Here is a 24,777-nt window from a genome sequence, read left to right on the forward strand (position 1 = left end):
AATCACATGGCGTCCTCCGGATTAGGGGGACGCTTTTTTTAATTGTTGCCAACCGGACACTGATGCGGACTCGTCATTTTACACAAATAGAAGCAGTGAGAGGGGAACAAACACATCATGAATCAGAAGAAAACGGGTCGCCAATCATGGAGAATAGTAGCGGCTATGCTCGTATTCGTCATGGCGCTGGCAGGCTGCGGCACAAACAACAACGCGCCGGAAGCGAGCAAGCCGCCGCAAGAGCAAGAGGGAGCAGCGGACAAGCCGCTGGAGAAGGTGCAGGTTGTACTGGACTGGACGCCTAACACGAATCATACCGGACTTTATGTAGCAAGAGATAAAGGTTTTTTCAAGGAGCAGGGGCTTGACGTTGAAATTATTCAGCCTGGCCAAAGCGGCGCCGATCAAATGGTAGCCTCGGGCAATGTGCAGTTCGGCGTAAGCTATCAAGAATCGATTACCATGGCTCGGATCGCAGGCGTTCCGCTCGTGTCGATTGCAGCGGTCATTCAGCATAACACTTCAGGCTTCGCTTCTCCGGTTGCGAAAGGCATTGACTCGCCGGAGAAATTCGAAGGCAAAACCTATGGCGGCTGGGGCGCTCCTGTCGAGGAGGCGGTCATTCAATCGCTAATGCAGGAGAAGGGCGCGGATGTCAGCAAAGTAAACCTGATCAGCATCGGCGACAGCGATTTCTTCACGGCGGTTAAGCGCGATATTGATTTTGCATGGATTTATTATGCTTGGACAGGTGTGGAAGCAGAGCTTCGCGGCGAAAAAATCAACATGGTTTATTTGACCGATTACAGCGACAAACTGGATTATTATACGCCGGTGCTGACGACAAGCGAGAAGATGATTAAAGAGAAGCCGGAGCTTGTTAAGGCATTCACGGCTGCGGCGGCAAAAGGTTACCAATACGCGATCGGCAATCCGGAGGATGCGGCAGAGATTTTGATTAAAGCGGAGCCGGATTTGAACGCGGATCTCGTGCGCGCAAGCCAAAAATGGCTAAGCCCGAAATATCAGGACGACGCGCCGCGTTGGGGCGAGCAAAAGCTTAGCGTATGGGAAAATTACGCGAGCTGGATGTTCGAGCACAAGCTGCTGGAGAAAGAGCTTGAAGCGGACAAAGCCTTTACGAACGAATTTTTGCCGGAATAAAGGAACATAGGGAGGCGGCAGCATCTGCCGCCTTGCGCCAACATCGATGAGAAAGAAGGAATTCTAATGGCAAACGCATTAGTAAGCATTCAAATCCTGCCGACTACGCCGGGTGGCGAGAGTGTTATCCCTTACGTGGACCGGGCAATCGAGATCATCAAAGCAGCGGGTGTACCGTACCGCGTAGCGCCGCTTGAAACGACGATGGAGGGCGAGCTCAGCCATCTGCTTGGCGTAGTGCAGTCGATGAGCGAAGCGATGACGGAGATGGGCTGTCCATCTGTCATTTCACAAATCAAAATTTACTACAATCCGGCTAATGGCGCCTCGATGGGCAGGCTGCTCGAGAAATATCCAGATGGGCAATAAGAGAACGCTTTGGTCCCAAACCTGGCCGCCATCAGCAGTGCTTATCGCGCTAATTGCTTGCTGGCAGGCAGCAACCGCGCTTGGGTTGTTCCAAGAGTGGCTGATTCCGTCTCCTATCTCAATCGTTCAAGAAGCAATCGATATTTGGCCAAGGCTAATGATGCATACAGAAGCGACGGTGCAGCTTACGCTAATCGGCTTCGTGGGGGGATCGGCGGTGGGCTTCGTGCTCGCCGCTTTGCTGCATTTAATTCCCGGCGTACGTACGGCGGTATACCCTTTGCTCGTTTTGACGCAAAACGTACCCGTTATAGCGATTGCGCCTATTTTGACGATGCTGCTCGGCTGGGGTTTGCTGCCGAAGGCGCTGCTTGTCATTATGGTATGTTTTTTCCCAATAACGGTTGCGATGCTGGGCGGCTTAATGAACACCGACGCGCAGCTGCGCAACTATTTGCAAATGATCGGGATTCGCAAGTGGCAGCTATTTTGGCGATTGGAGCTGCCGCACGCCATTGTCCATCTGTTTTCCGGATTAAAAATCGCGGCCTCCTACAGCGTGCTCAGCGCGGTTGTAGCCGAATGGCTCGGTACGAATAAAGGACTGGGCTCGTTTATGCTCATTTCGTCCAAAGGTTTTATGCCCGATCGCGTGTTCGCGGCGGTCATCATTATCGTTGCGCTTAGCCTGACGTTATTTGGTCTAGTCACTTTGGCGGAGCGTCTTGTCATTCGTTGGCGCCCTAAGAAAGAGGTGAGGTAGCGAATGAGCAATATAGATGAGAATCTGCAGGCGACGTTGCAGGTGCAGGGCATCCGCAAGCGATTTGGGCAAGGCGCCTCGAGCAAAGAGGTGCTGGCGGGCTTATCGTTTTCCGTAGCGGATGGGGAATTCGTCTCCATTATAGGACCCTCTGGCAGCGGAAAAACGACCTTGTTTCAAGTGATTGGCGGCCTTGAGCGGCCATCGGAAGGCGAGATATGTATCGACGGCAAGCAAACGACCGGCGAGCGGGGACATATTTCATATATGCCGCAGCAATCTTCACTGCTCCACTGGCAAACCGTTGCCGGCAACATTGAGCTGTCGCTTACGATCTCAGGCGTTGACCGAAAATCGGCGAAGGAGAAAACAAAAGAGTGGCTGGAGCGGATTGGGCTGCATGAATATGCGAATTCCTATCCGCATGTGTTGTCCGGCGGCATGCAGCAGCGTGTTTCCTTTCTTCGGGCTTTGCTTGCGCCGCAGAATTTGATGCTGCTCGATGAGCCGTTTGGCGCCTTGGATGCATTGACGCGGCAGCAAATGCAGCAGTGGCTCATGTCGATCTGGGAGCATAACCGCAGATCGGTGCTGCTCGTTACGCATAGCATCGAAGAAGCCTTGTATTTGTCCGATCGGATTATCGTGCTGTCCGCTTCGCCTGCCGTAGTGCTCGAGGAATTTCAGGTACCGTTTGAGCGTCCGCGCCATGAAGCATTATGGACAGATCCGGTGTTCAATACGTTGAAGCAGCGTATTTATGAGCTGCTTAAGATTGGCGCGAAGGAGGGGAGCTAACAGGTGGCTGCAGCATTTGGTTGGAACGAGCGTGAGGAGCAATCGGCTTTAAAGACTGCATGGACCGCAGGGTCATGCATAGACGCACATCTCCATGTCGATTTATATGCGGAGGAGGAGCGGGATTCGCTGCTGGAGGACGCCTTCGCGGAAGGCGTTGCAGCTGTGGTTGCCGTCTCGATGCATTTGCAATCCTCGGTGGTGAACCGTGAAATCGCGAATCGCTTTGACGGACGGGTGCATCCGGCCTACGGCTTTCATCCGGAGCAGCCGCTTCCACCCGAAGCGGAGCTGGATGAGCTATTCGCGTGGATTCGGCTTCGCCATGCGGCGGGTGAGAGATTTGCGATCGGCGAGGTTGGATTGCCGTATTATACGCGGTTAGAAGCATCGCAAGCGGGTTTGCCATTTGACGAAAAGCCGTATTTGGAGCTGCTTGAGCGCTTCGCTGCACTTGCCGGTGAGCTCGATCGTCCGATTGTGCTGCATGCGGTATATGAGGATGCGGACAAAGCTTGCGACTTATTAGAGAAGCACGGCGTACGCAGGGCGCACTTTCACTGGTTCAAGGGCAGTGAGGACGTCGTTCGCCGGATGGCTGCCAGCGGCTATATGGTCTCGATTACGCCGGACGTTGCGTACGAGGAAGAGATTCAGCGCCTTGTCGCGCAGTATCGGGTGGAGCAGCTCATGGTTGAAACGGACGGACCGTGGCCGTTCGAAGGGCCTTATGCCGGCCAGCCGACACGCCCAGCGATGGCTGCCGATGCAGCTAAGCATATCGCTCAGATTAAGCAGCTACCCGCTTTACAGGCCGCGGAAATATTGCTTGCCAATACGCGGCGGTTTTACGGACTCTAGTCGTTTAAATTAGGGCTGCCATGCAGAAGGAAAGATTCTGCATGGCGGCCTTTGCTTTTGCTTGCTACAATCGTACCGCTTTGTCCATTGCAATTGCCGCATCCGCCGCATACAAAGATAAGGACAGGGTAACGAGGCGTGCCACGTAGGCAGAAGGGGGTCAGGAGATGGCAAAGCTGACAAAAGAACAATTTATCGAGATATTAGCGCCGATTGTATTGCGGGTTAAGCGAGAAGGATCACCGATGTTTCCATCCGTGCGATTAGCGCAAAATCTTCTTGAAACAGGAGGCGTCATTCATTCTTGGAATAATTTAGGCGGAATAAAGGTTGGCAGCGGGCAGACGAACGCATATTGGCATGGCAAAGCGGTAGTAAAAGGAACCTGGGAAGTTGTCGATGGGCGCAGCTCAAAAACAAAAGCCGCGTTTCGAGCCTATGACAGCGTGTATGATTTTTATAAGGATTTGGATTTGCTGCTGGCAACTCCGAGGTATGAGCGCGTTCGCCGTGCTGTAACGCCGGAGCAGCAGGCTGACATGCTGTTCGCATGCGGCTATGCAACCGATCCCGCATATCCAGCTAAACTAAAATCTATTATTACGCAGTATAATTTGAAAAAATATGATGCTTTAAGCCTTCAGCAGGAGCCAAAGCCGGAGAAGCTCAAGGATGCTGAGCATGTTGATGTTGAATACAAGGACAAGGTTATATCGGATGGTTACCTGCTTAACGGGGTGACTTGGGTGCCTGCAAGGGCGCTTGGCGAAGCGCTTGGCGCAAAGATTAGTTGGACGGGAACGCATGTAACCGTAAATGGCAAAGAGCTAGAATCCATTTTGTCCGAAGCGACGGGTTATGTTCAGGTTCGCGCTCTGGCAGCAGAGCTTGGGCTTGCCGCAAGCTGGGACCCGGCAGCGCGTATTATTTTGCTTACGTAAGAAGAGTCATAAGCTTAGCGTAAAATAAAGCCAGCGGGCAGCCGCTGGCTTGGTTTTTGTACGGATTACTCGAATCTATTAGACCGCTCCGGCTCAACAATCCTTACCAGCGGCCAAATTTGCTGCCAGTTCTTGTTCGCTATACGCGACTCGTAGTGCTTCATCTTCTCATTCGAGCCAGCAAAAAAGGGAGTCGGCTTGACCTCCATATGAATGACATCGTCGATTCCGCAAGGGGCGGCCAGTATAACATTATTATGATGATTAAGCGTAAGTCCGAGCGCTGTAGCGGTCTCTGGAAATTTGGAGATAGCATCAACGGAGGATGTATAAGGCAGCGCATGGTCGATGAGATGCATTCTTGCCTCGTTTTTAACGGACCATGGGACAGTCGGATTCAAGGCTCGAAGCTCGGCTTCAAGCTTCTTCTCGACAGCTTCATCCAGATTGCTGGCATCGAAATAAATGACATCTACGTCCGGTGTGGCTGTCCGCTGCGGATAGCCATGCAGCACGTCCCAAATTTTTGAGCGGATGAAGCCTGCGCATACCCACCAATCCGGCAATTGCAGCATTTTGGCGGCGCTTAATACCTCCATCATCCATTTGTCTTCACGCACTAGCCGAATGATATCTTCTTCATTATGTATGCTCAAGGTTTAACCTCCACCTAAGAAACCGTTTATTTAAAAGCACTGGGCACAACGTAACCGGCATCCTGCCGCGAGCTGCGGGAATGCCGGTTTATGTTGCGCTGCATGGCTTATGCCATTCATTTACCTTTTTTGGATGCGGCCCAGAAAGCGAGTATGATAAGGGGAATGAGAATGTACCAAGGGATAGTAATCGTGCCTCCAACAATAAATGCCAGTGCCATTACGATAATGACACCAAAAATAATGTACAGACAGCCTCTGCCGAATGTTTCCATCGTTAATCGCCTCCTAAAGCTTAGGTTTTGCTCGGCAAAACCTTCTTCGTAAGCAGCCACTTCCAGACAGTATATTCGGTTATAACGTTTTTATGGGTTGTATGGTTCCAATTAATGTGGCGCAGCAGGTGAGGAAGACAAAAAAATGGCCCACATCGCTGTGGGCCGGTGTCCTAGAACTATATATCAACAGTGGGGTTGATGTCTCTTATTATAAAAAGCGAACCTTAACCCAAGATTAAAAATGTTTGTCGGTTTGTTGAAATGAAAGGAGCGGTAATTATTGCCTCTATTCGCTGCTCAGGGAGCCGAAGCGATAATAAACTGCTCCCAAGCGCCGCCGACCGCAGTACGGTTCGCGTACAGCACATTGCCATTGTTCAAATCCGCACATACGAAGAGATTATTTGCAGCAGATTTCAGCGCCACAAGGCCGTTGCCTAAATCCTGCCTATAAAACTTCTCCCATGTCCCAATGAACGAGGCATTCGCGATCAAGCGGCCGCCGTTGTTAAGATCGGCTTGAACATATTTAAGGTTGGTGAGCGAGAGCAGGGAGATCGTGCCGTCTGCGTTATTGATGACCTTAAACCGTTCCCAATCTCCGGCAGTCGTCCGATTGGCGATCAAGGGATTAAGTCCGGCGTTATCCGCGCTCACAAAAGTGCTGTTTGCATTCGCTTTGAGGCTGGACCATGTTGCAGCAACAGGCGCCGCGCCCGTATATTTTTTCACTAAATTTTGAAAGACGGTATTCGAGGTGAAATTGGCGGTTGCGAACTGATTCCATTTGGCTGCGATAGTGGCTGCGCTATCGCTGTTTAAGTTTGGCGCAGGGTTGTTGTTATTGATGTAATAACCCCAGTTGCCTCCGCCCTTGACCTTATAGCTCCAATTCGTCCATGAGGCGTTTAAGCCATTGAGACCGTTCAGCCATTTTTCGTATAAATCATTTTGCCCAAAAGAGAATTCGCCTGCATAAACCGGAACATTCCAGTTTTTTTGGTAAAGCGCCATATCTTTGAGCCATCTATCGATTTCGGAGTTGGTCAAATTCCAGTCGTTATAATCGGTGAATTGATAATGATGGGTTTGATACATGACATTGCTCCAGCCATAAGCAGAAGGAGGGGAGGCAGCAAACCAGTCGAAGAAGGCTGCGATGATGATGACATGGTTAGGGTCCTTAGCGCGAACGGCTTGGTACAGCCTATTGAAGAAATCCATCTTTTGCTTGATTTGAGCCGCGTTCTCGCCCGCTCCCATCGTGACGAGCGGCTCGTTAAGCAGGTCATAGGCGGCGACGGTCGGGTTATTGTTATAACGGGTTGCAAGCCGCTCCCAAATTTGAACGGTCCAGTTCTGATACGTGGCGTTTGTCCACATTTGGTTCGAGTTTTCTTGGCCGCAGGAATGCCAAGGGCATGCCGCGCCTGGAGCTCCATGGAGGTCTAAAATGACGTAGAGGTTGCGGTTGCCAGCCTGCGTAATAAGCCAGTCCAGCTTGCGGAACGTAATCGAATCCGGCTTCATCGTCCCGTTCGTATACATAAAGTCCTCCCAGTAGAGAGGGACGCGGACGACGTTCATGCCCATATTTTTAATCATATCAAGGTCGCTTGCTTGAATCCATGTGTCTTGGTAGCCGTTAATCAACGTTTGAGCGTCCGCTTCACCGAACCGGTTAATGAGTGTCCGCCGAATCGTGTATTCATCGACAGCGCCAGCAGGCGTCATCCAATCCTCCTGCAGCAGCCAACCGCCGAGATTCGTTCCCCGCAGATTAATGACGGAGCCGGCTCCCCAATTATTTTTAAGCACAGTGCCGCTTGTTTTCAGAAAATCTCCCGATCCAAATGCCGCATTAGCAACAGTTGGCCTCGATACCGAAAACAATAAGCCAAGCAAAAGCGTACTGCAAAGCATGAGAAGCAAACTTTTTTTCAAAATCATCACGCCTCCTCTTTTTTGTACATCGAAGTCATAAGCATCGTCGTTAGCCGCTTATCTGAAAGCGTTTGCAATTTTCGTCAGACTGTTTATCCACTCCTCTTCATACGATCATCATCCCCTCCCAAAGAATAGCATTGTAAACTTTTGCAAAAAAGTACTCATTTTTTCGATTATGTATTCAAATTATGGAAGTTTAATGGAATAAGCATAAAATTGATTCCCATTGCTCGCATAGATCTTTTGAGCTTGAGACAAAATAAAATGCACGAAATAATAAGACAAAGGGGACGAGTACATGAAGAAGTTTTGGACGGTTTTTGCTGTAGTTGCATGCTTAACATTCGTAATGGCTGTACCCGCTTTTGCAGATAACATGAAGTCTGGTGCAGTGGAGAATTACAGCAATAAAGGCATGGGCAATTCCGTGCCTGATGCTGGTATGCGATACGATATCGATAGAGGTGTCGATAATACGACACGCGCACTCGATGTTAACGACCATTCCAACATACGAGACAACCAGTACCGCACAACAGCTACGGCAACAAAAAAACCGATTAATTGGAGCTGGCTTGGCTTACTCGGCTTGTTTGGATTGATGGGCTTAAGAAGCCGTGACCGCGAGCGTACTTGACGAAGGCTTTCATTAAAGCTGAATGGGAAACGCGTAGAACCCCTGCCACCCAAGGCAGGGGTTTTATTTGTTGGATGCCGCTTTTATTTTTACTGCACATAACGGCCATGCTCAGGTACGGCGATCTCTTTGAATTTTTTCGCAAGCAGCGATAAATTATCTTTGAGCGACTCGCCAAACATCGGTTCCCCGTGCCCGGTAATAGCTAAATAGGGATTGAGATCAGCCAGCTTCTTTACGGATTTCTCAGCGGCTATCCAGTCTGTCGTAAAATATTTTGGCGGACCGCTAATTTCCTGCTCCTGCGTCATCACTTTATAAAGCGATTCCTGCTTAACCGTCACAAATGCGTCTCCGGCAATTAAAGTGCCGTCCTCCTCGCGAAAGAGCGAGATATGGCCGGGCGTGTGACCGGGCGTATGGATGTATTTCCAATCGGGGAGCCCCGGCACAACCCCTTTATCAGGCAGCGCCTTTACGCGGTCATCCAGATTAATGCCGTCATGGGGGAAGTAGGAGGACATCTCCGAAATGAGCCCGCCATGAACCGAGGGGTCTGCGGGAGGATAGTCAGCTTCACCGGTCAAGTAAGGCAGCTCCAGCTTATGTGCGTATACGGGAACGCTCCAGCGCTCAATTAGCTCAATGATCGCACCAACATGATCAAAATGCCCATGCGTCAAAATAATGGCTTTAGGCGGACAGTCGAAACGTTCCTCTGCCTCTTTTATAATTTTTTTCGCCGATCTAGGCATGCCGGCATCTACGAGAAACCAGCCGTCTTGTTTTTTATTCGGATCGCCTATAAAACACACGTTGACGATTTGAATGGGATAGCAATAAATATCAGGCCGATAAGCAAGACCTTCTCCACTAGCAAAAGTGGTTATCGGCAAAAAAGATTGCTCGAATGAGCTCTCCAAGCAAAGCGCCTCCTTTGTCAGTAATGTCCTCTATAAACTGTCCTAATATATGGCGCTTATTCTACTCCCGAGTCGCGGTACGATTCGTATTTATTGGTTTGCTTCGGATTCGCATGGACAAAGAATGAAACATAATCAAATGGCACAAATTAAGGTGCTATATAGACAAGGAGGAGATCAGCAATGTCAAAAAAGGATCAGTTGCCCAAATACCCGGAATCCTACTGGATTGAAACTTCATCCGAGCTTTCATCTTATCCCGCGCTTGAACAAAATCTCGAAACCGATGTTGTTGTCGTCGGCGGCGGTATCTCAGGCATAACAACGGCGTACTTGCTTGCTAAAGAGGGACTTCGCGTCGTGCTCATCGAAGCGGGACGGCTTCTAAACGGAACGACGGCACATACGACGGCTAAAATAACGGCACAGCATGATTTGATCTATGATGAGCTTATCCAGCGCGAAGGAGAAGAGAAAGCAGCCTTATATTACAAAGCTAATCATGAGGCCCTTCAATTCATGAAGCAAACGATTGAGCAAAACGATATCGATTGCGGATTTTCGGTACAAGACGCCTATGTTTATACAAACTCCAACGAATACATAAATAAGCTCGAGAAGGAAATGTCCGCATACGCCGCGCTAGGGATACCAGGAGCTTATTTGGATCAAACTCCGCTGGAATTGCCTGCTAGAGCAGCAGTCGTTATGCATAATCAAGCACAGTTCCATCCGCTACAATATTTGTCCGCCCTCGTGCTTAAGTTTGTAGAAGCGGGAGGGACGATTTACGAAAATACAACTGCCGTGGATGTCGAGCCTGGCGCGCATCCACAGGTTATAACCAGCAAAGGGCGTCGTATGACATGTAAGCATGTTGTGTCCTGCACGCACTTTCCGTTTTATGACGGGCTTGGTTTTTATTTTGCGAGAATGCATGCGGACCGCTCATACGTGCTTGGCGTCCATGTGGAAGACAAATGGTCAGAGGGCATGTATTTGAGCGCGGAGGACCCGAAACGATCCATTCGATATGTCAATACGGCGAAGCACGAGAAATTGCTGCTTATAGGCGGCCAAAGCCATAAGTCGGGGCAAGGGGTCTGTACGATCAATCACTACGAGGAGCTGCGGAAATTCGCGACAAGCCATTTTCGGCTGAAGGAAATTGCGTACCGTTGGTCTGCCCAGGATCTTGCTACAGGCGACAACATACCTTATATCGGCCGAATAACCGCTTCTTCCCCAAATGTTTTCCTCGCAACCGGTTATCGGAAGTGGGGGATGACGAATGGTACGGCGGCTGCGCTGCTCATCAGGGATTTAATCATGGAGAAGGAAAATGTTTATGAGGGTTTATATGCACCATCACGCCCCACTACGTTGGGAGCCCTTAAAAATCTAATCGTAGATAACGCAGATGTAGCCAAGCATCTCATTGCCGGCAAGCTTGAATTGGTGCACAAGCATCCCGAGGATTTGGCTGTGGATGAAGGAAGCGTCGTTAAGCTTCATGGCAAAAGAGCTGGAGCGTATAAGGATTCAGAAGGGAAGCTGTTCCTCGTGGATACGACCTGCACCCATATGGGATGCGAGGTGGAATGGAATAACGGGGATCGCACATGGGATTGTCCATGCCATGGCTCCAGATTTTCATACCGCGGCGAAGTCGTTGATGGGCCTGCTGAAGAACCTTTGAAAACATTGCAGCTCTGAGTGCTGTTAAGTGCTGCTTATTTATGCGCGCAAGAACGAGAAAGGGGAGCCTTTGTGAAAAAAAAGTGGGACTTAGCCGCTTTAGCATCTATTCCTTTAATAATGACGCTCGCTAACTCCATGCTGATTCCTGTACTGCCGCTTATGCAAAAAAAACTGCACATTACTTCTGTGCAATCGAGCTTGATCATTACCGTATACGCGGCAGTTTCTATCCTTTGTATCCCAATCGCAGGGTATTTGTCGGATCGTTTTGGCCGGAAAATCATTATTATAACCGGCCTCTCCATTGCGGCTATCGGAGGATTGGTCTCAGGACTCGCTGCCTGGTTAATGGAGTCGCATGTGTATGCGGTCATCTTAGCCGGCAGGTTTATTCAAGGGGTTGGGGCGGCAGGCGCATTTCCGATCGTTCTTCCTTTAGTAGGAGACATGTTTGAAAGCGAGGAGGAGGTAAGCAGTGGGCTAGGGATGATTGAGACGTCCAATACGTTTGGAAAAGTACTCAGCCCCGTATTAGGCTCGGCGCTCGCGCTGGTCTATTGGTTTCTTCCATTAGCCGTTATTCCGCTGATATCGTTGATTTCCATCATTGGCGTTATTTTTCTTGTGAAGGAGCCTAAGAAAGGCCAGAAGGATAAAGGGGATAATAGCCTCAAAAGTTTTTTCCAATCCATCAAGCGGATACTCGCCGAGAAGGGTCGCTGGCTTTATGCAACGTTTGCGATTGGCGGTATCGCGATGTTTATTATGTTCGGATTCCTATATGAGCTGTCGTCAGTCCTTGAGGACCATTATCAGATCGATGGCATACAAAAGGGACTGCTGCTTGCTATTCCATTAAGCGCCATTTGCCTAGCCTCGTTCATTACTGGGAAAATCGTCGGTGAAAACAAGGGAAGAATGAAGTGGTTTATCGTCATTGGGATGGCCGCTTTAGCGGTCATGATGTTCATTTGCGGGGTTATGAATACGAAAGGGCTTGTTTTTTTGCTTGCCTTCATGTTTGTCAGCGGCGCAGGCATCGGCCTCGCGCTTCCTAGCTTAGACGCGCTAATTACAGAGGGGATCGAAAAGAAAGAGCGAGGCACGATCACCTCGCTCTACAGCAGCACTCGCTTTATAGGGGTAGCAGTTGGTCCTCCGGTGGCGTCGCTGCTTCTGAATAAGGAAGCTTGGTTATTTTATTTGTTTGCCGCGTTTGCCGTTTTTTGCTGTGCGCTAGCTTTGTTTGTCATTAAACCGAGCAAGGAGCAATCGGCCGCCTAATCGGTTTGCTTACTTGTTTTAACTGCATGCGACGCCATCTTTATCCCGGTCCAGCTTCACGCTATAACCAGGGTCGCCTTTATGTAAGGGTGCGGCGCCTGCTTCTTTTGCGGCAGCGCAATTCGCATAATAAACCGTTTCTTCCTTCACCGGCGGCTGCTCGGTTGCTGCGGGTACCACAGCTGCTGCCGAATCACCGACAACAAATAATACCCGTGTGCCGTCCTTCAGTTCTGCGAGTTGATTGCCGATCCAGGAACCTGCTCCGCGATTATCCTTTGGCGAAACGTAAGCGATATGTGCGCCATCCCCGCCTTCCTTGCACATAGCCATCGGCCATTCATCGCGATCAAAGCCTTTTTTGGTGGCAATACCGTTTAATGATGCATCCCGATTAGCATCTGCTCCGTTTCTGTCGATCGTACAGATAGCCGATGCGCCTGCCTTAATCGCTGCTGCAATATGAGCCATCGTCTCCGGGTAACGGTCGGTGGGCAGATGAATCGTTGCATCCACATTTAAATCGTTTTTAGCAGCGTTTGGTTCTAGATTGACTGATAAGGCTCCGCAGCCAGAGAGGATAAGAGATAAGGTCAGCAATGCGGTTAATAACGATTTCATGATGATTCTCCATTTCTTGTGATTTGAAGCCATCATACTACATCTTTAAAAGTTTGGCGAAGGGAATGTGCTTTGTAGAAAGCAGCTTTGCGTAGAAGAAAATACAAAAGGCCCATATGCCGGGCCTCTTGACAAGCTATTTGGAGTAAATCAACTTTGCGCTTGTTTGGAATGTGCATGGAGATAATTTAAGGAGCTATTAATAGCCGCCGCCGAAGACCCCGCAGCTACACGCGATAATGACCAACAAAATGAAAAGGACCAGGATTGTACCAGTATTTGTGAAAACACCGCCAACATGACCGGACATTTTTCATTGCACCTCCTCGTGTGTTGAGTACACTGTAGGTTATGCACCGGTAAGATGTTCTGATTGGGTGTTTGTCACTTAGCCAAACATAATGATCAGAGAAACGCAGCGCAAAGGAAAGAGGGCCAGCAAAAGAAGGCTCTTTCCTTTGCGGTGCGTCTTACATCCGCGTAGTTAGCCGCGTTGCAAAAGGATAAAACCGGATACATCTGTCGTTTTTTTGCTGACCACAATAACAAAGCCGTTCTTTTTCAAACATTTTATTGCAGGGACTAATAGCGAGTTTGGGACCAGCTTGCAACTACAAGGCCGAGCGCTTCCAATTACGCGAGCAGCGGTTACTCGACGGGCGGAGCCGGGCACAAGCGGGTTTCTTGTCCAAGAAACTAACACTAAATCTGGCTGAAGCGGAATACCTACACGAGACATATCGATCACCTCACTTTCAAGAAGCTCTCTATATCAAATGCAGAGAGGGACCGATTTGCTATATGCTAAATGCCTTTTTAATAGAGAAAGGGTTAATTAAATAGAGAGAAGGATAGATATGCAAAAGAAAAAGCCCATGTTATGGGCTGCTGGTAGAATTAAGAAACAATATGTCAATGGCTTAGTTCGTTTTTTGAACCATTGCGCTCGCTGTTTTTGAAGAGTCATCAGCTGAATCATGGCCCGGTCCAAACAGGTTCAGTACGATCACCCCAATGACGATCAGGCCAATTCCGACCATGCTTCCGGCATTGATTTTCTCTTTCCAAATGAATACAGAAATAAGAACGGTAGCGACAGCGCCAACGCCAGACCAAATCGCATAAGCAGTATTTAGCGGAATTGTCTTCATGGTTAAAGATAAAAAGTAAAATGATATCGTGAAGCTTATTAACGTTGCGATGACTGGATAAAGCTTTGTAAATCCCTGTGAGGCTTTAATCATCGAAGTTCCAATAAGCTCGCCCAAAATGGATATAGCTAAAAATAGGTATGCCATTATGTATGATCCTCCTTCGTCCATGCCATCAATTCATTAAAAATAAGCTCTTTGGCATCCTTCTCTAATGGAGCTAATCCGAACATTTCCGAGAACCATAAGCCATCCGCCGCAAGCCGGGCAATCGTAGAACGAATCGGGTTCAATCCGTCATTCTCGATATTTTTTTGCCAAACCGCGTACTGCTCTTGCATCTGTTGCAGTAATTCAGGGTTTGTAAAGAGGGCTGCTGAAAGAATGGAGCTCATCTCCAATCCATCTTCAAAACCTCTGAAGGTCGATTCTACGTAGGCTCTGCTCCATCTGCCATTTGGTTGAAGATCACGGTCCACTCTGTCTTGAATATCTTCTACGAATGCGTTAGTTAAATCTTCGACCATCCCGTTTATAAGGGCATCTTTGCTTGGAAAATGGTAGAGTAAGCCGCCTTTGCTGACTCCAGCGGCTTTCGCAACCGCTTCTAGCGTTAGATGCTCTACGCCTTGCTCTCTAACAATTATCGAAGCAGCTACTAATAAACGCTTGCGTTTAGGCACTAGATTGTCGATTGCCATTGGGATTCACCTCCATCATTACTGTACCGTCTGGACGGTTTTTTTGTCAAGACGAAAAAGGTGAAGGAACGGCTGCAAGCAAGCATTATGTAAAAGGAGTGGTTATGGATGTAGGCTGGCCGACTGGGGAGCCTTTAGTGACCAAAAGGCTCATAAAATGAGCCTCTTGGTAAGCTTAAGCAATGAACGGTTAACGCATGGAGGGGTTGCATTTAGAGTGTAGATTACTATTCTTAGTAACCGCCGAAGCCGCCAAATCCACAACTACAAGCGATAATGACCAATAAGATGAATAGTACAAGAATAAAACCGATACTGTTGTGAGCACCACCAACGAATCCAGACATTAAACATTCACCTCCCAGCATCTTAAGTACCATGTAGGTTATGCGCTATTGCTGCTGAGTGATTGGATGTTTGTCACGGTGGCATTTTATCGAGGCGATAAGCCCAAATGGAAAGAATAAGAAGGGAGGCAAGAAGCGCCCCCCCGTTACCTTGCCAAACTTAACGATGTTCAACTAAATCGATTGCTCCAAGAATTACATGGGCAAGACCAAAGCCAAGGACACCGACACCAACAAGTTTGTACTTGCTATTAAGCATTTTAGCACCAGATGCAGAAACTACAGTTCCAAGAACGGCAGGAATCAAACCTTCGCGCATAAAAAGCACTCCTTTTTGGTTTCGTTTAGCAAGACATCTTATTGTGCTTCAAAATTATTTTCATATTCCTTCGTTTAGGGTGCAAATGAAACGTTGCGAACGATATACCATAATCCAATAAATCCTACATAATAAAGAAAAATAAAAACGCCAAACAAAATGATGGTTACTTTCAGTAATTTCCGCATAGGGGGTTACACCTTTTTACAATGATCATATAGCTATTTTTGGCAGGGAGAGAGTACTAACATTATGTAGTACCATGAAGATCGATTGAGGCTCACCGCAATCCATTTAATGTAAAGCATAGAAATAAGTTATTAGGAGCACCATATTATTGGTCATTAAAGAACGAAATCAATCATTATTGGAGGTTCGCTTAATGGTAAATCAAAAACAATGGGCTGCAGATCAACAGGAGATGCAGCAACTACAACAAGCGCAGCAAGAAGTCCAAGCAGCGCATCAACTGTTGCAGCTCGAAAATCAAGAATTGCTCGAAGCGGAGCAGCAGCTGCAAAGCGAGACTCAGCAAGTGTTGCAAGCACAGCAGCAAGTCAGGCAGGAGCAGCAGGATGTTCAGCTGGCGCAGCAAATTCTTCAACAAGCACAAGCTGTTGCGTTGAATCTTCAGAACAACCCGCTTCAAGGTTCAAATGAGGTAGAAGAGTAGATATAGCTCAAATTAAACGAATAGCTGATGATGAAAAATCCGATAGTATGGACGATCATGTCACAGAAAAAGACCTTAATCCTCTAAATCAATAGAGGATTAAGGTCTTTTTCTGCGACTGCAAGGGCGTTTATTTGAAATTGGTTTCAAATAAACGTCATTTTCTTCAACAGGGAAAGAGGAAAAGCCTGCTTTTTGGCGAAATGTGTAAAAAAGGGGCGACTTAGATGAAAATATGGATAGGCATAAAGGTTTTTTTTGCATTAATTATTGCGTTAATATTGTATGATAATTCCAAAAACCCTAATCCTCATACTAATTTTATTGCATTAAAGTTATCAAACTGGGCGGAGAGACAGTTACCGAAAAAAACATGGAAGTTTTGGACGTGGAGCAGGTAATTGTTGTCATTGATCATTCGCTTAACCTTTTGCCGTGACATACGGTTCTATGTGGATGTGGACATGAGAGATGTTGTATTTATCGAAAATCAGTTTTTCGATCTTTTCAGTAATTTCATGGCCTTCAATGATATTGAGCTGTTGATCGACGCCTATCGTTACATCGACCAATTTGTTGTTGCCATGGACACGAGCCTTTATATCAATAATTTTTTCGACGCCGTCTACTTTGTGGATGGTTTTTTTTATGGTTTGCAGCTCAGAGTCATCAAATCCATCCGTTAGTGAATGCGTGGAATCGCGAAAAATATCAAAGGCTGTTTTACAAATGATAAAACCAACTAGGATAGCCGTTAGTGGATCTAACCAAGGAATGCCAAATTGTGCGCCTACAATGCCGATAAAAGCACCAATGCTTACAAACGCATCGGACCGGTTATCTTGGGCTGCTGCCATCATGGCATGACTGTTTGTTCTTTTGGCTAGTCGAATATTGTAGATGTAAACCAAATATATAATGGCTGCACAGAAGAGGGCAGTCCATGCCGCGATCATATCAGGGGATTCCGTTATGGGGGCTTTAAACTTTAATATGGATTGGTATAGTACCTGGAGTCCAACGGCAAACATAATAAATGAGGCTATAAGCGCAGCAATCGTTTCAGCTCTATAATGGCCGTATCGATGATCCTTATCCGGCGGCTTTCTAGAGATTCTCAATCCAATTAATATGGCTATGGATGCAATAATATCAGTCGAGTTATTTAACCCATCCGCTGATAAAGCTTCCGAGTGAGTAAAATAGCCAATAATTAATTTTAAGGCTGATAAAAAAACGTATGCAAAAATACTTAGTAATGCGCCTTTTTCTCCTTGTCTAATTTCATTGTAAGAGTTTTGCATTTCGTTACCTCAATTCCTTAACAAGATAAATAAAATGATAACCGAGAAAACAGGTGTGGGTCTAGAGAAACAGTGTTGTTATCGGCCTCAAAAATAACGGAAGGCAAACTCTATTGCGCGTATCCAAAAAAGTTGTTCTAGAGAAAGCCGGGGGCTTTCTGAACGGTTCAAAACACAAAAGACCCATAAAATGGGCCTTTTGACGAGGATTTTTGTAACGGAGCCAAAAGCTGGCATTAAAATTAGTAACCGAATCCACATCTGTTGTTATGGCTGCAGATATTACTTCTGTTATTGATTCTGTCATGGTTTCTCTCATCTTTTCTATCATCTTTTCTTTCGTCGTTTCTTTCGTCTCTGCGATCATTGTGTCCCAATACGCCGCAGCTGCAAACAACAATCACTAGTAGGATGAAAAGCACCAGAATCAAACCAATTTTATTGTGCATGATTTATATGACCTCCAAATAATTTAAATACGCTAGATGTTAATAATTTAGCCAAATACGCGGCAACTGCATGCGACAATAACTAACAATATGAACAGTACCAGAATAAAACCAAGACTGTTTTTAGAACCGCATTCACTTCCAGACATCAATAACACCTCCCTATCTTGACTACCATGTAGAATATGAGTTGATAGAGCTATGTGATTGTATGTTTGTTCCGATAGGATACTAGCCTTATATGGATAACTGACACCTAAGGCGGAATGAGAGAGCAGGGTGGAGCAAAAAAGACTGCTGATCCTACTCATTAGAATGTAAGCATCGCTAGGCTCGGAATTACCTTTTACCATCCAACCATATCTCATATGCCATCCGAATTTAGGAAAGAAAATATTAAGTGCGGCAATCAAGACAAAAAGAATAGCAAATAGCACCATAATGAACATCTCCTTAGAACGGCATGCAGCGGTGCATGATCCGGCTTTGCATCGCTTATGGTTCGAGCTGAGCGCTTCGATACGAAGCAGTGGTAGATAAAATAGTAGAAAAATAAGCATATTAAATACATAAAGATGGCATGAATTACTGGTAAGATAAGAGATGAAATGATAAAAAATATAAATATTAGTTTTGCATCCATGTAAAACCTAATAATGTAGGAGACAATCATGCCCAAGATCACGAGTGTAGAAGTTCAAAAGCGGAACAAAGATCGTGTTAATGTATATGTAGATGATCAATTTCTTGTAGGTGTTTCTGCCTATGCAGTCGCTAAACATAAGCTCCAGGTGGATCAGGAAGTGGACCCTGCAAAATTGGAGTCGGTTTTGTTTGAAGACGAGCTCGAGAAGGCAAAAGGCTATATTACGAGCTACTTGATGAATAAAACGCAGCATATCCTTATTGAGAAATTGACCAAAAAGGGATATGAAGAAGGTGTTGTGCAGAAAGCACTGGAATGGGCCAGACATTATAAATTCGTGGATGATGAAGATTACGCGCGCAAGTTTGCAAAAGACGGCTCGAACCTAAAGAAAAATGGCAAACGAATGATTGCCCAAAAACTAAAACAAAAAGGCGTAGAACAAACGAGCATTGATATGGCACTCAGCGCAATAACAGAGTCGGATGAGCTAGAGTCAGCCGCGAAAGCGCTCAAAAGTAAAATCGAAACCTACAAAAGAAAAACAAAATCAGAACGAGAGTGGAAACAAAAATGCATTCAGTTTTTGATGGGCAGGGGTTATGGGTTTGACATCGCAAAAAAAACGATGGAAATGACTGCATATGAGGAGGAGTGATTTGGGGTATCTGTTTTAATTGTTAAGATAATACTGTAATGACTCATAAGGTACCATTTTAACTGCGTTTCTCAGAAAGAATAATCCCTCTTTCATTAGAGAGGTATTCGTTTGGTGAAAGAACCTGGATTATTTCACTAGAAATTAGTTCGAATGAGGGCACGACAAAACCTGACCTGGATCATCTTTTTTTTGGATCTGTAAGAATTAAACGTATTGTTAGCAATTATCCAATCCCATAAACGGTATTGTTCCGGATCTAGTGCGATTTCACGAAGTAATTTTACGTATAGTTCTAACCATTCAACTTTTTCTTCGAGGGATTCAGGCATTTTAAAAAAAACCACTTCTCTTATAAGAAGGTAAAATGAATGATGATACTAATAACCTACAACGACTTATTAATAGTAAGGTGATATCAGATAATTCGTGGGTGGGTAAGGTGAAGCCTAGGAAAATGTCATTATCGGGATTGATCTAGTTTAACACAATCGAAATATCCCGCAAATAAACGAAAGCCCCTGACCTTAATTGGTCGGGGCTTATTTGGGATTTAATCGACCATCTCATATGTGAATGTACCTTCTACATAATCATACGAAGCATGTACTTTATTAGTGACTATCGCCCCGAATGAATTGGTGCCTCGAAATTTCATGTAGACATCGATACCCTTCATATCTCCTTTATCGGAATATGTAGTTTCTACATGTTCAAAACTTTTGGGGTTGTTCATATTTTCTTTAACGCTTTTTTTAAGGGCAGTCGCCGAGCCATCCCAAGCGCTAAATTGAGACTGTATCCAACGTTCATAAACTTTTTCAGGTTTATTATACTCTGCTTCTTCTGCTGCTTTTTTATCAGCTATTTCTTTATCCTTTGCTGCCTTGGCTTCCTCCGCTTCCTTCTTCTTAGCAGCTTTAGCCTCCGCTGCTTTTTTCTTCTCAGCATCTTTAGCCGATATTTTATCCGCGTCTGATTCTTTTTCTGTGGTATTGTTGCCAACATCCGCTTTTTCCACCGATTCAGCAACTGGATCTACTGGGCCGGTAATATTTCCGAGTATTGCTAATAGAGTTAAGCCAGCCCAAATTATTCCGAATGTTTTACCGACTACTTTTAAATTTTTCCATGAAACAAAAATCATAATGAAAGGTAGGAATAGCCAACCCAACACTTTTAATAGACCCATATTTTATCTCCTTTTCGATATTATTCTCGTAATTTTACTATATCTTCCTTCTGTTGCATATTAGTTTCGACAAATTTCTACTAAATAAATTACCAAAAAAGGCATAATGAGTGAAGATACTCAATAACGTCCAATTGAACGAGAACGTATGTTTGTAACAAATAAGAATGAATATTCGTATTGGAATGAGAGACATGATCGAAAACCATATCGGTCGGACATTACAATATATTTATAATGACCGCAAACGAAATATATCCAACCGTACAATTCAAGTGTTATCCGTCCGAAATGGAAAGGTCAAAGCTTTCTGCCTTAGTCCGAATGCACCATGCGTTTTTAACATGGAGTTAATGTGCAATATCTTAGCCAACGATCACAGAGAAGCGAAGGCCAGATCAAAGGTGAAATTAATCTTTGGGTTAAAGAAGGTTTTGTTCTATTTGGTGGACAATTGGTGGACAATTAAGAATTGAAGTAAAGATAAAGAGAAGGAATCCTTTATAAATATGGGGATTAATAAAAAAATCGGGCGCCCCTTTCGGGGCGCCCTTTTCATGGGAGAGGAGAAACCGGACGAAGAGCTTATGGGGAAACGTAAGTCTTCTCCGCGGTTGTCTACGACATCTTGCGACGCCGATGAGTTTATCATGTCCGGTTTGCTGGGGAAGTATACATCATTTGTTAGTCCGTTTTTTTGATAGGCTCTGCTTTATTGTGAAAGGGGTTCTATGGTACGATAGGCGGGAATGAGATAGAAGGGGGCAATTGGAGTGAGAGTCATTGCGGGCGAGGCCAAAGGCCGCACGCTGAAGGCTGTGCCTGGCATGAATACGAGGCCGACAACGGATAAGGTAAAGGAAGCTATTTTCAGCATGATTGGACCTTACTTCGACGGAGGACTGGCGCTGGACCTTTTTGCCGGGACAGGCGGTTTGGGCATAGAGGCTTGGAGCAGAGGGATTGAGCGTACGGTGTTTGTTGATCGGGAAAATATAAGCATCGATGTCATTCGTCAAAATGTGCAAACGGCGAAGATGGGAAGCGCTGCTGAAATTTATAGGAATGATGCGGAGCGCGCATTGAAAGCGCTAGCGAAGCGGGGGCAGAAGTTCCGGCTTGTTTTTCTTGATCCGCCATACAAAATGATTACGATGGATAGCTTGATGGCACAGCTCGTAGAGAAACAAATGCTGGAGCCGGATGCGATTATAGTCGTCGAGCATGACGCCGCTCACCGGTATTCGGAGCAGATGGAGCATTTTGAGCAGCTGAAGCATGCGAAATACGGGGATACCGCCGTGTCCATTTATCAATATACCAACCAAGAGAGTCACGACGGGAGTGTAACAGATGTCAACGAATAAACAAGAGCGAGTAGCGGTGTACCCAGGTACCTTTGATCCTGTAACTTATGGTCATTTAGACATTATTCGCAGATCCGCCAAACAATTTGATCGGCTTATTGTAGCCGTTTTGAATAATTCAAGCAAAAATCCGCTGTTCAGCGTCGAAGAACGAAAAGCGCTGCTTGCTGAAGTTACGCGGGATATTCCGAATGTAGAGATAGACAGCTTCCGTGATCTGCTCGTCCGATTTATGAAATCACGCCAAGCTAACGTTATTATTAGAGGGATTCGTTCGGTAACCGATTTTGAATACGAGCTTCAGCTTGCTTCGACGAACCATCTGCTCGATGCCGAAATCGATACGATGTTTATGATGACTAATCCTAAGTACTCTTATTTGAGCTCCAGCATTGTAAAAGAAATCGCCCAATTCCACGGGGCTGTCCATGAACTGGTTCCGCCTGTCGTGGAGACGCAATTACGCGAGAAATACAAACCGAAGAGCTGAGCAGCTTTGTGACAACAGCCATTATTTGATCCAATGTATATCATGTTTTGCCAGCTCGGCGATATGGCAGCAATATGGCGGAAACTACCAAGCCGATTAGGGCGAGCAGGATGCAGGCTGGCAGTGAGAACTGCCATAAAAACGGAAGATCACCGGCTTTGACCGCAACGATAGCGGAGCTGTCTGGCATGATGGAGCCGTCAGCGAATGTTGGCACGGCGCCTGGGGCAAGCAAAGGACGCAGCAGCGTCGTGAGCGGCTTCCATAGCAGCAGCATAAACAGAAGGGCATGCAAGGCGTGAGCAATTCTCCATGCGACAAACGGGAGCAGCTTGAGGTCGGTGCCTGTAATGGAATAGCCCGCCTGCAAAATGCCGCACAGACCGCTCCATGCGAGAACCGCAGCGATAGCGGCGGCGTTGCCGAGCGTTCCCGCTCCCGGTGCATTCCATATAGCAGCGGAGTAGGCGCCTAAATGACCTTCAAAAAAGGCTTGGCTGATGAAGCTAAGCCCAGCTTTGTCCAGAAGCGGGGCAATCAGCGGCTCGGACAATTTAGCGAGCACAGCGGCGAAAATCATAAAGCCGCCGATCATCATAAGCTTCTGAACGCTTGCAGTGACGGAATCGCCCAGCGCTTTGCCGAAGCTGCGGCCGTCCTGCTCCCTGCCGTTGCGAAGCGCTTCGGCTGCTCGCTGAAGCATGCCGCGTGGTTGCTCGTCATCGCTCGCAGTTGGAGCGGCAGCTTTAGCGGTCTGTTCTTTACGGCTTGTAATTGTTATTAGAAGCATCACCCATAGCGCGGATAACCATACAACTACAGCTATGATGGCTCCAACAATGGGCTTATGCAGAAATCCTGCGCCAACGACGACGAGCATGAACAAGGGGTTGGGCATATGCGCCAGGGCTAGCATTCGCTGGCCCTGTTGCTTTGACACGACATTCTTCTTGCGCAAGGAAGCAACCGCCTCTGCACCTGCAGGGTAGCCGCCCATCCAGCCTAGAAAGATTGCGGGCGCAGCTTCTCCTGGCAGCTTAAGCCATTTGCTCATCATCGGCTGGAGCAGTGATCCCATCGCATTTGCAAGCCCGAAGGCGGTTATCAGCTCAAATAATACGAGAAACGGCAGCAAGCCGGGAAATACGATATTCCACCATACGGTGAGTCCTTGCAGCGAGGATTGAAAGGAAGCATCCGGCTGAACAATAATAGCTGCGACAAGCAATATGGACAGGAACGCTAATAGAACCGTTTTAGCCAATGCTACTCAACTCCTTTAAGACGCTGGGGCAAAGCGTGGTCGGACTTGGCAATAAGCTTGCTGCTGTCATGAAGAAATGGACAATCCTATACGTTAAATAGTACGCATGTGCAGCGCTTGATAGACCACATGGGTTGGCGTGTACAGCCATAGAGCGTTTTTTGGTATGTCTGGTATGCAAAATGGAAGTTTGAATGGAAGTGGGGAGTGGCGGGTGAAAAAGCAACGGTCGGATATGCGGAGAATAGCTATCATTGTGCTATCGACCGCAGCATTTATGTGGATATTATTGTATGCTCCTACACCTTATGTCGTATATGAACCAGGAATTGCTGTTCCGGTTAAGCCGATGGTTAAGATAGAAGCGGGGGATCGGCTGGGCAAAGGGGAGTTTTTGCTGACGGCGGTCAAGTTGACGGAGCCGAACTTTTTGCATGCCTTCTCGTCAATGCTGAACGCAAACATGGAGGTTCATCTCAAAAAAGACGTGCTTCGGGGCTATACGAAGGAACAGTATGCAGAACGTCTGAATGTCATCATGCAGGGGTCGCAAAATAACGCCATCGAGGCTGCTTATCGCTACGCCGGTTTGCCCTATGAGCGCAGAACGGATGGCCTAATCGTATCCGACGTTCTTATGGCGGAGCATGCCGATCCAAATGCCTTCCAAGCGGGAGACAAGCTTCTTGGCATGACAAGCAAACAGCCGTTAGGCAGTATAGATGAGATGCTGGAGACGTTGCAAGCGAGCAGCAAAGATAAGCCGATTCAGTTTGACATCGACCGCGGCGGCAAACGCCTTAGCGTAATCTTTCCTGCAAACGCATTTGAATCGGATAAGACAAATGAGCAATTTTTAAAGACGCTTGGCATTGTTGGCTTAACCGAGCTTCGCAGCTTGGTCCCGACCGATCTCGATAATCAACTGACTATAACGGCTGGAGAGATCGGGGGACCGTCTGCTGGACTCGTTTTTGCCCTTCAATCACTGGATCTGCTCACGAATGGTGATTTATCCGGCGGACATCGCATTGCGGCGACTGGGACGATTACCGTAGACGGGAAAGTCGGTGCGATCGGCGGCATTAAGCAAAAAATTATTATTGCAAGCAAAAAAGGCGCTCAGCTCTTTCTGGCGCCTGCCGATAATTTCGAGGATGCAAGCGCCAAAGCCAAATCACTAGGCACCTCGATGAAGGTCGTCAGCGTTAGCACGCTGGATGAAGCGATCGATCAAATAAAAACGTTCCATGCTGCAAGTGCCAATTAACTT

The 24,777-nt window shown here is 46.8% G+C and carries 26 protein-coding genes; 14 read left to right on the forward strand and 12 right to left on the reverse strand.

What is annotated here, in order from left to right; all coding sequences use genetic code 11:
- Positions 1–117 precede the first annotated feature (117 nt).
- The 6 genes from ADU23_RS21765 to ADU23_RS21790 all read left to right on the forward strand — a co-directional run bounded on the left by ADU23_RS21765 (position 118) and on the right by ADU23_RS21790 (position 4,896).
- Entirely contained in the window at positions 118–1,164 is a 1,047-nt protein-coding gene (locus ADU23_RS21765) for an ABC transporter substrate-binding protein (protein WP_231637505.1), read from the forward strand.
- 66 nt (positions 1,165–1,230) lie between these two features.
- On the forward strand, positions 1,231–1,533 hold the full coding sequence (locus ADU23_RS21770) for a thiamine-binding protein (RefSeq protein ID WP_053375654.1): 303 nt from the start codon (positions 1,231–1,233) through the stop codon (positions 1,531–1,533).
- Positions 1,523–2,296 (forward strand): ABC transporter permease, encoded by a 774-nt coding sequence (locus ADU23_RS21775; protein ID WP_053375655.1) that lies wholly within the window; start codon positions 1,523–1,525, stop codon positions 2,294–2,296. The genes ADU23_RS21770 and ADU23_RS21775 overlap by 11 nt, the downstream gene beginning before the upstream one ends.
- A 3-nt stretch (positions 2,297–2,299) precedes the next feature.
- A complete protein-coding gene (locus tag ADU23_RS21780) occupies positions 2,300–3,094 on the forward strand; it encodes an ABC transporter ATP-binding protein (RefSeq protein WP_053375656.1) in 795 nt (264 codons plus the stop codon).
- 78 nt (positions 3,095–3,172) lie between these two features.
- Positions 3,173–3,955, forward strand: coding sequence for a TatD family hydrolase (locus ADU23_RS21785; protein ID WP_053377769.1), 783 nt, complete (start codon positions 3,173–3,175; stop codon positions 3,953–3,955).
- A gap of 167 nt (positions 3,956–4,122) precedes the next feature.
- Positions 4,123–4,896 carry a glucosaminidase domain-containing protein gene (locus tag ADU23_RS21790; RefSeq protein WP_053375657.1) on the forward strand — a complete coding sequence of 258 codons (774 nt, stop codon included), beginning with the start codon at positions 4,123–4,125 and terminating at the stop codon, positions 4,894–4,896.
- 65 nt (positions 4,897–4,961) lie between these two features.
- On the opposite strand, the gene ADU23_RS21795 is transcribed toward ADU23_RS21790, so the two are convergent.
- The 3 genes from ADU23_RS21795 to ADU23_RS21800 all read right to left on the reverse strand — a co-directional run bounded on the left by ADU23_RS21795 (position 4,962) and on the right by ADU23_RS21800 (position 7,780).
- A complete protein-coding gene (locus tag ADU23_RS21795; protein ID WP_053375658.1) occupies positions 4,962–5,552 on the reverse strand; it encodes a nucleotidyltransferase family protein in 591 nt (196 codons plus the stop codon).
- A gap of 116 nt (positions 5,553–5,668) precedes the next feature.
- Positions 5,669–5,827, reverse strand: coding sequence for a hypothetical protein (locus ADU23_RS33290; protein WP_197286097.1), 159 nt, complete (start codon positions 5,825–5,827; stop codon positions 5,669–5,671).
- 300 nt (positions 5,828–6,127) lie between these two features.
- Positions 6,128–7,780, reverse strand: coding sequence for a glycoside hydrolase family 5 protein (locus ADU23_RS21800; RefSeq protein WP_053375659.1), 1,653 nt, complete (start codon positions 7,778–7,780; stop codon positions 6,128–6,130).
- A 295-nt stretch (positions 7,781–8,075) separates the two neighbouring features.
- Between ADU23_RS21800 and ADU23_RS33295 the strand changes: the two genes are divergently transcribed.
- Positions 8,076–8,414, forward strand: a complete 339-nt coding sequence (locus ADU23_RS33295) for a WGxxGxxG family protein (RefSeq protein WP_053375660.1) — start codon at positions 8,076–8,078, stop codon at positions 8,412–8,414.
- Between the two features lie 89 nt (positions 8,415–8,503).
- Here the strand turns inward: ADU23_RS33295 and ADU23_RS21810 are convergent, their stop codons facing one another.
- Complete coding sequence (locus ADU23_RS21810; protein ID WP_053375661.1) at positions 8,504–9,337, reverse strand: MBL fold metallo-hydrolase; 834 nt, start codon at positions 9,335–9,337, stop codon at positions 8,504–8,506.
- 183 nt (positions 9,338–9,520) lie between these two features.
- Here ADU23_RS21810 and ADU23_RS21815 point away from each other — a divergent pair, with 183 nt between their 5' ends.
- Together ADU23_RS21815 and ADU23_RS21820 are read left to right on the forward strand one after the other, a co-directional pair.
- Complete coding sequence (locus ADU23_RS21815; protein WP_053375662.1) at positions 9,521–11,053, forward strand: FAD-dependent oxidoreductase; 1,533 nt, start codon at positions 9,521–9,523, stop codon at positions 11,051–11,053.
- A gap of 54 nt (positions 11,054–11,107) precedes the next feature.
- Positions 11,108–12,322, forward strand: a complete 1,215-nt coding sequence (locus ADU23_RS21820) for an MFS transporter (protein ID WP_331459274.1) — start codon at positions 11,108–11,110, stop codon at positions 12,320–12,322.
- A gap of 18 nt (positions 12,323–12,340) precedes the next feature.
- On the opposite strand, the gene ADU23_RS21825 is transcribed toward ADU23_RS21820, so the two are convergent.
- The 4 genes from ADU23_RS21825 to ADU23_RS21840 all read right to left on the reverse strand — a co-directional run bounded on the left by ADU23_RS21825 (position 12,341) and on the right by ADU23_RS21840 (position 15,461).
- Positions 12,341–12,943, reverse strand: coding sequence for an excalibur calcium-binding domain-containing protein (locus tag ADU23_RS21825; protein WP_053377770.1), 603 nt, complete (start codon positions 12,941–12,943; stop codon positions 12,341–12,343).
- Between the two features lie 920 nt (positions 12,944–13,863).
- On the reverse strand, positions 13,864–14,241 hold the full coding sequence (locus ADU23_RS21830) for a DMT family transporter (RefSeq protein ID WP_053375664.1): 378 nt from the start codon (positions 14,239–14,241) through the stop codon (positions 13,864–13,866).
- Positions 14,241–14,795 carry a TetR/AcrR family transcriptional regulator gene (locus ADU23_RS21835; RefSeq protein ID WP_053375665.1) on the reverse strand — a complete coding sequence of 185 codons (555 nt, stop codon included), beginning with the start codon at positions 14,793–14,795 and terminating at the stop codon, positions 14,241–14,243. The genes ADU23_RS21830 and ADU23_RS21835 overlap by 1 nt, the downstream gene beginning before the upstream one ends.
- 507 nt (positions 14,796–15,302) lie before the next feature.
- On the reverse strand, positions 15,303–15,461 hold the full coding sequence (locus ADU23_RS21840) for a hypothetical protein (RefSeq protein ID WP_053375666.1): 159 nt from the start codon (positions 15,459–15,461) through the stop codon (positions 15,303–15,305).
- 337 nt (positions 15,462–15,798) lie between these two features.
- Between ADU23_RS21840 and ADU23_RS21845 the strand changes: the two genes are divergently transcribed.
- Positions 15,799–16,134: a hypothetical protein gene (locus tag ADU23_RS21845; protein ID WP_141680182.1), complete on the forward strand. Its 336-nt coding sequence runs from the start codon at positions 15,799–15,801 to the stop codon at positions 16,132–16,134.
- Between the two features lie 422 nt (positions 16,135–16,556).
- Here ADU23_RS21845 and ADU23_RS21850 read toward each other — a convergent pair whose 3' ends face one another.
- Positions 16,557–17,438 carry a cation diffusion facilitator family transporter gene (locus ADU23_RS21850; RefSeq protein WP_053375668.1) on the reverse strand — a complete coding sequence of 294 codons (882 nt, stop codon included), beginning with the start codon at positions 17,436–17,438 and terminating at the stop codon, positions 16,557–16,559.
- A 496-nt stretch (positions 17,439–17,934) separates the two neighbouring features.
- Complete coding sequence (locus ADU23_RS21860; RefSeq protein ID WP_053375670.1) at positions 17,935–18,327, reverse strand: DUF6199 family natural product biosynthesis protein; 393 nt, start codon at positions 18,325–18,327, stop codon at positions 17,935–17,937.
- Between the two features lie 231 nt (positions 18,328–18,558).
- Between ADU23_RS21860 and ADU23_RS21865 the strand changes: the two genes are divergently transcribed.
- Positions 18,559–19,191 (forward strand): RecX family transcriptional regulator, encoded by a 633-nt coding sequence (locus ADU23_RS21865; RefSeq protein WP_053375671.1) that lies wholly within the window; start codon positions 18,559–18,561, stop codon positions 19,189–19,191.
- Between the two features lie 553 nt (positions 19,192–19,744).
- On the opposite strand, the gene ADU23_RS21875 is transcribed toward ADU23_RS21865, so the two are convergent.
- Entirely contained in the window at positions 19,745–20,383 is a 639-nt protein-coding gene (locus ADU23_RS21875) for a beta-galactosidase (protein ID WP_053375673.1), read from the reverse strand.
- Between the two features lie 773 nt (positions 20,384–21,156).
- Between ADU23_RS21875 and rsmD the strand changes: the two genes are divergently transcribed.
- Both rsmD and coaD read left to right on the forward strand, forming a co-directional pair.
- Positions 21,157–21,750, forward strand: coding sequence for a 16S rRNA (guanine(966)-N(2))-methyltransferase RsmD (rsmD, locus tag ADU23_RS21885; RefSeq protein WP_053375675.1), 594 nt, complete (start codon positions 21,157–21,159; stop codon positions 21,748–21,750).
- A complete protein-coding gene (coaD, locus tag ADU23_RS21890; RefSeq protein ID WP_053375676.1) occupies positions 21,737–22,240 on the forward strand; it encodes a pantetheine-phosphate adenylyltransferase in 504 nt (167 codons plus the stop codon). The genes rsmD and coaD overlap by 14 nt, the downstream gene beginning before the upstream one ends.
- A 40-nt stretch (positions 22,241–22,280) precedes the next feature.
- Here coaD and ADU23_RS21895 read toward each other — a convergent pair whose 3' ends face one another.
- Positions 22,281–23,504, reverse strand: coding sequence for a nucleoside recognition domain-containing protein (locus ADU23_RS21895; protein ID WP_053375677.1), 1,224 nt, complete (start codon positions 23,502–23,504; stop codon positions 22,281–22,283).
- Positions 23,505–23,718: 214 nt separating this feature from the next.
- Between ADU23_RS21895 and ADU23_RS21900 the strand changes: the two genes are divergently transcribed.
- Positions 23,719–24,774, forward strand: a complete 1,056-nt coding sequence (locus ADU23_RS21900; RefSeq protein ID WP_053375678.1) for a S16 family serine protease — start codon at positions 23,719–23,721, stop codon at positions 24,772–24,774.
- Positions 24,775–24,777 lie beyond the last annotated feature (3 nt).

Source organism: Paenibacillus sp. FJAT-27812 (assembly GCF_001273905.1).
Lineage (GTDB): Bacteria > Bacillota > Bacilli > Paenibacillales > Paenibacillaceae > Pristimantibacillus.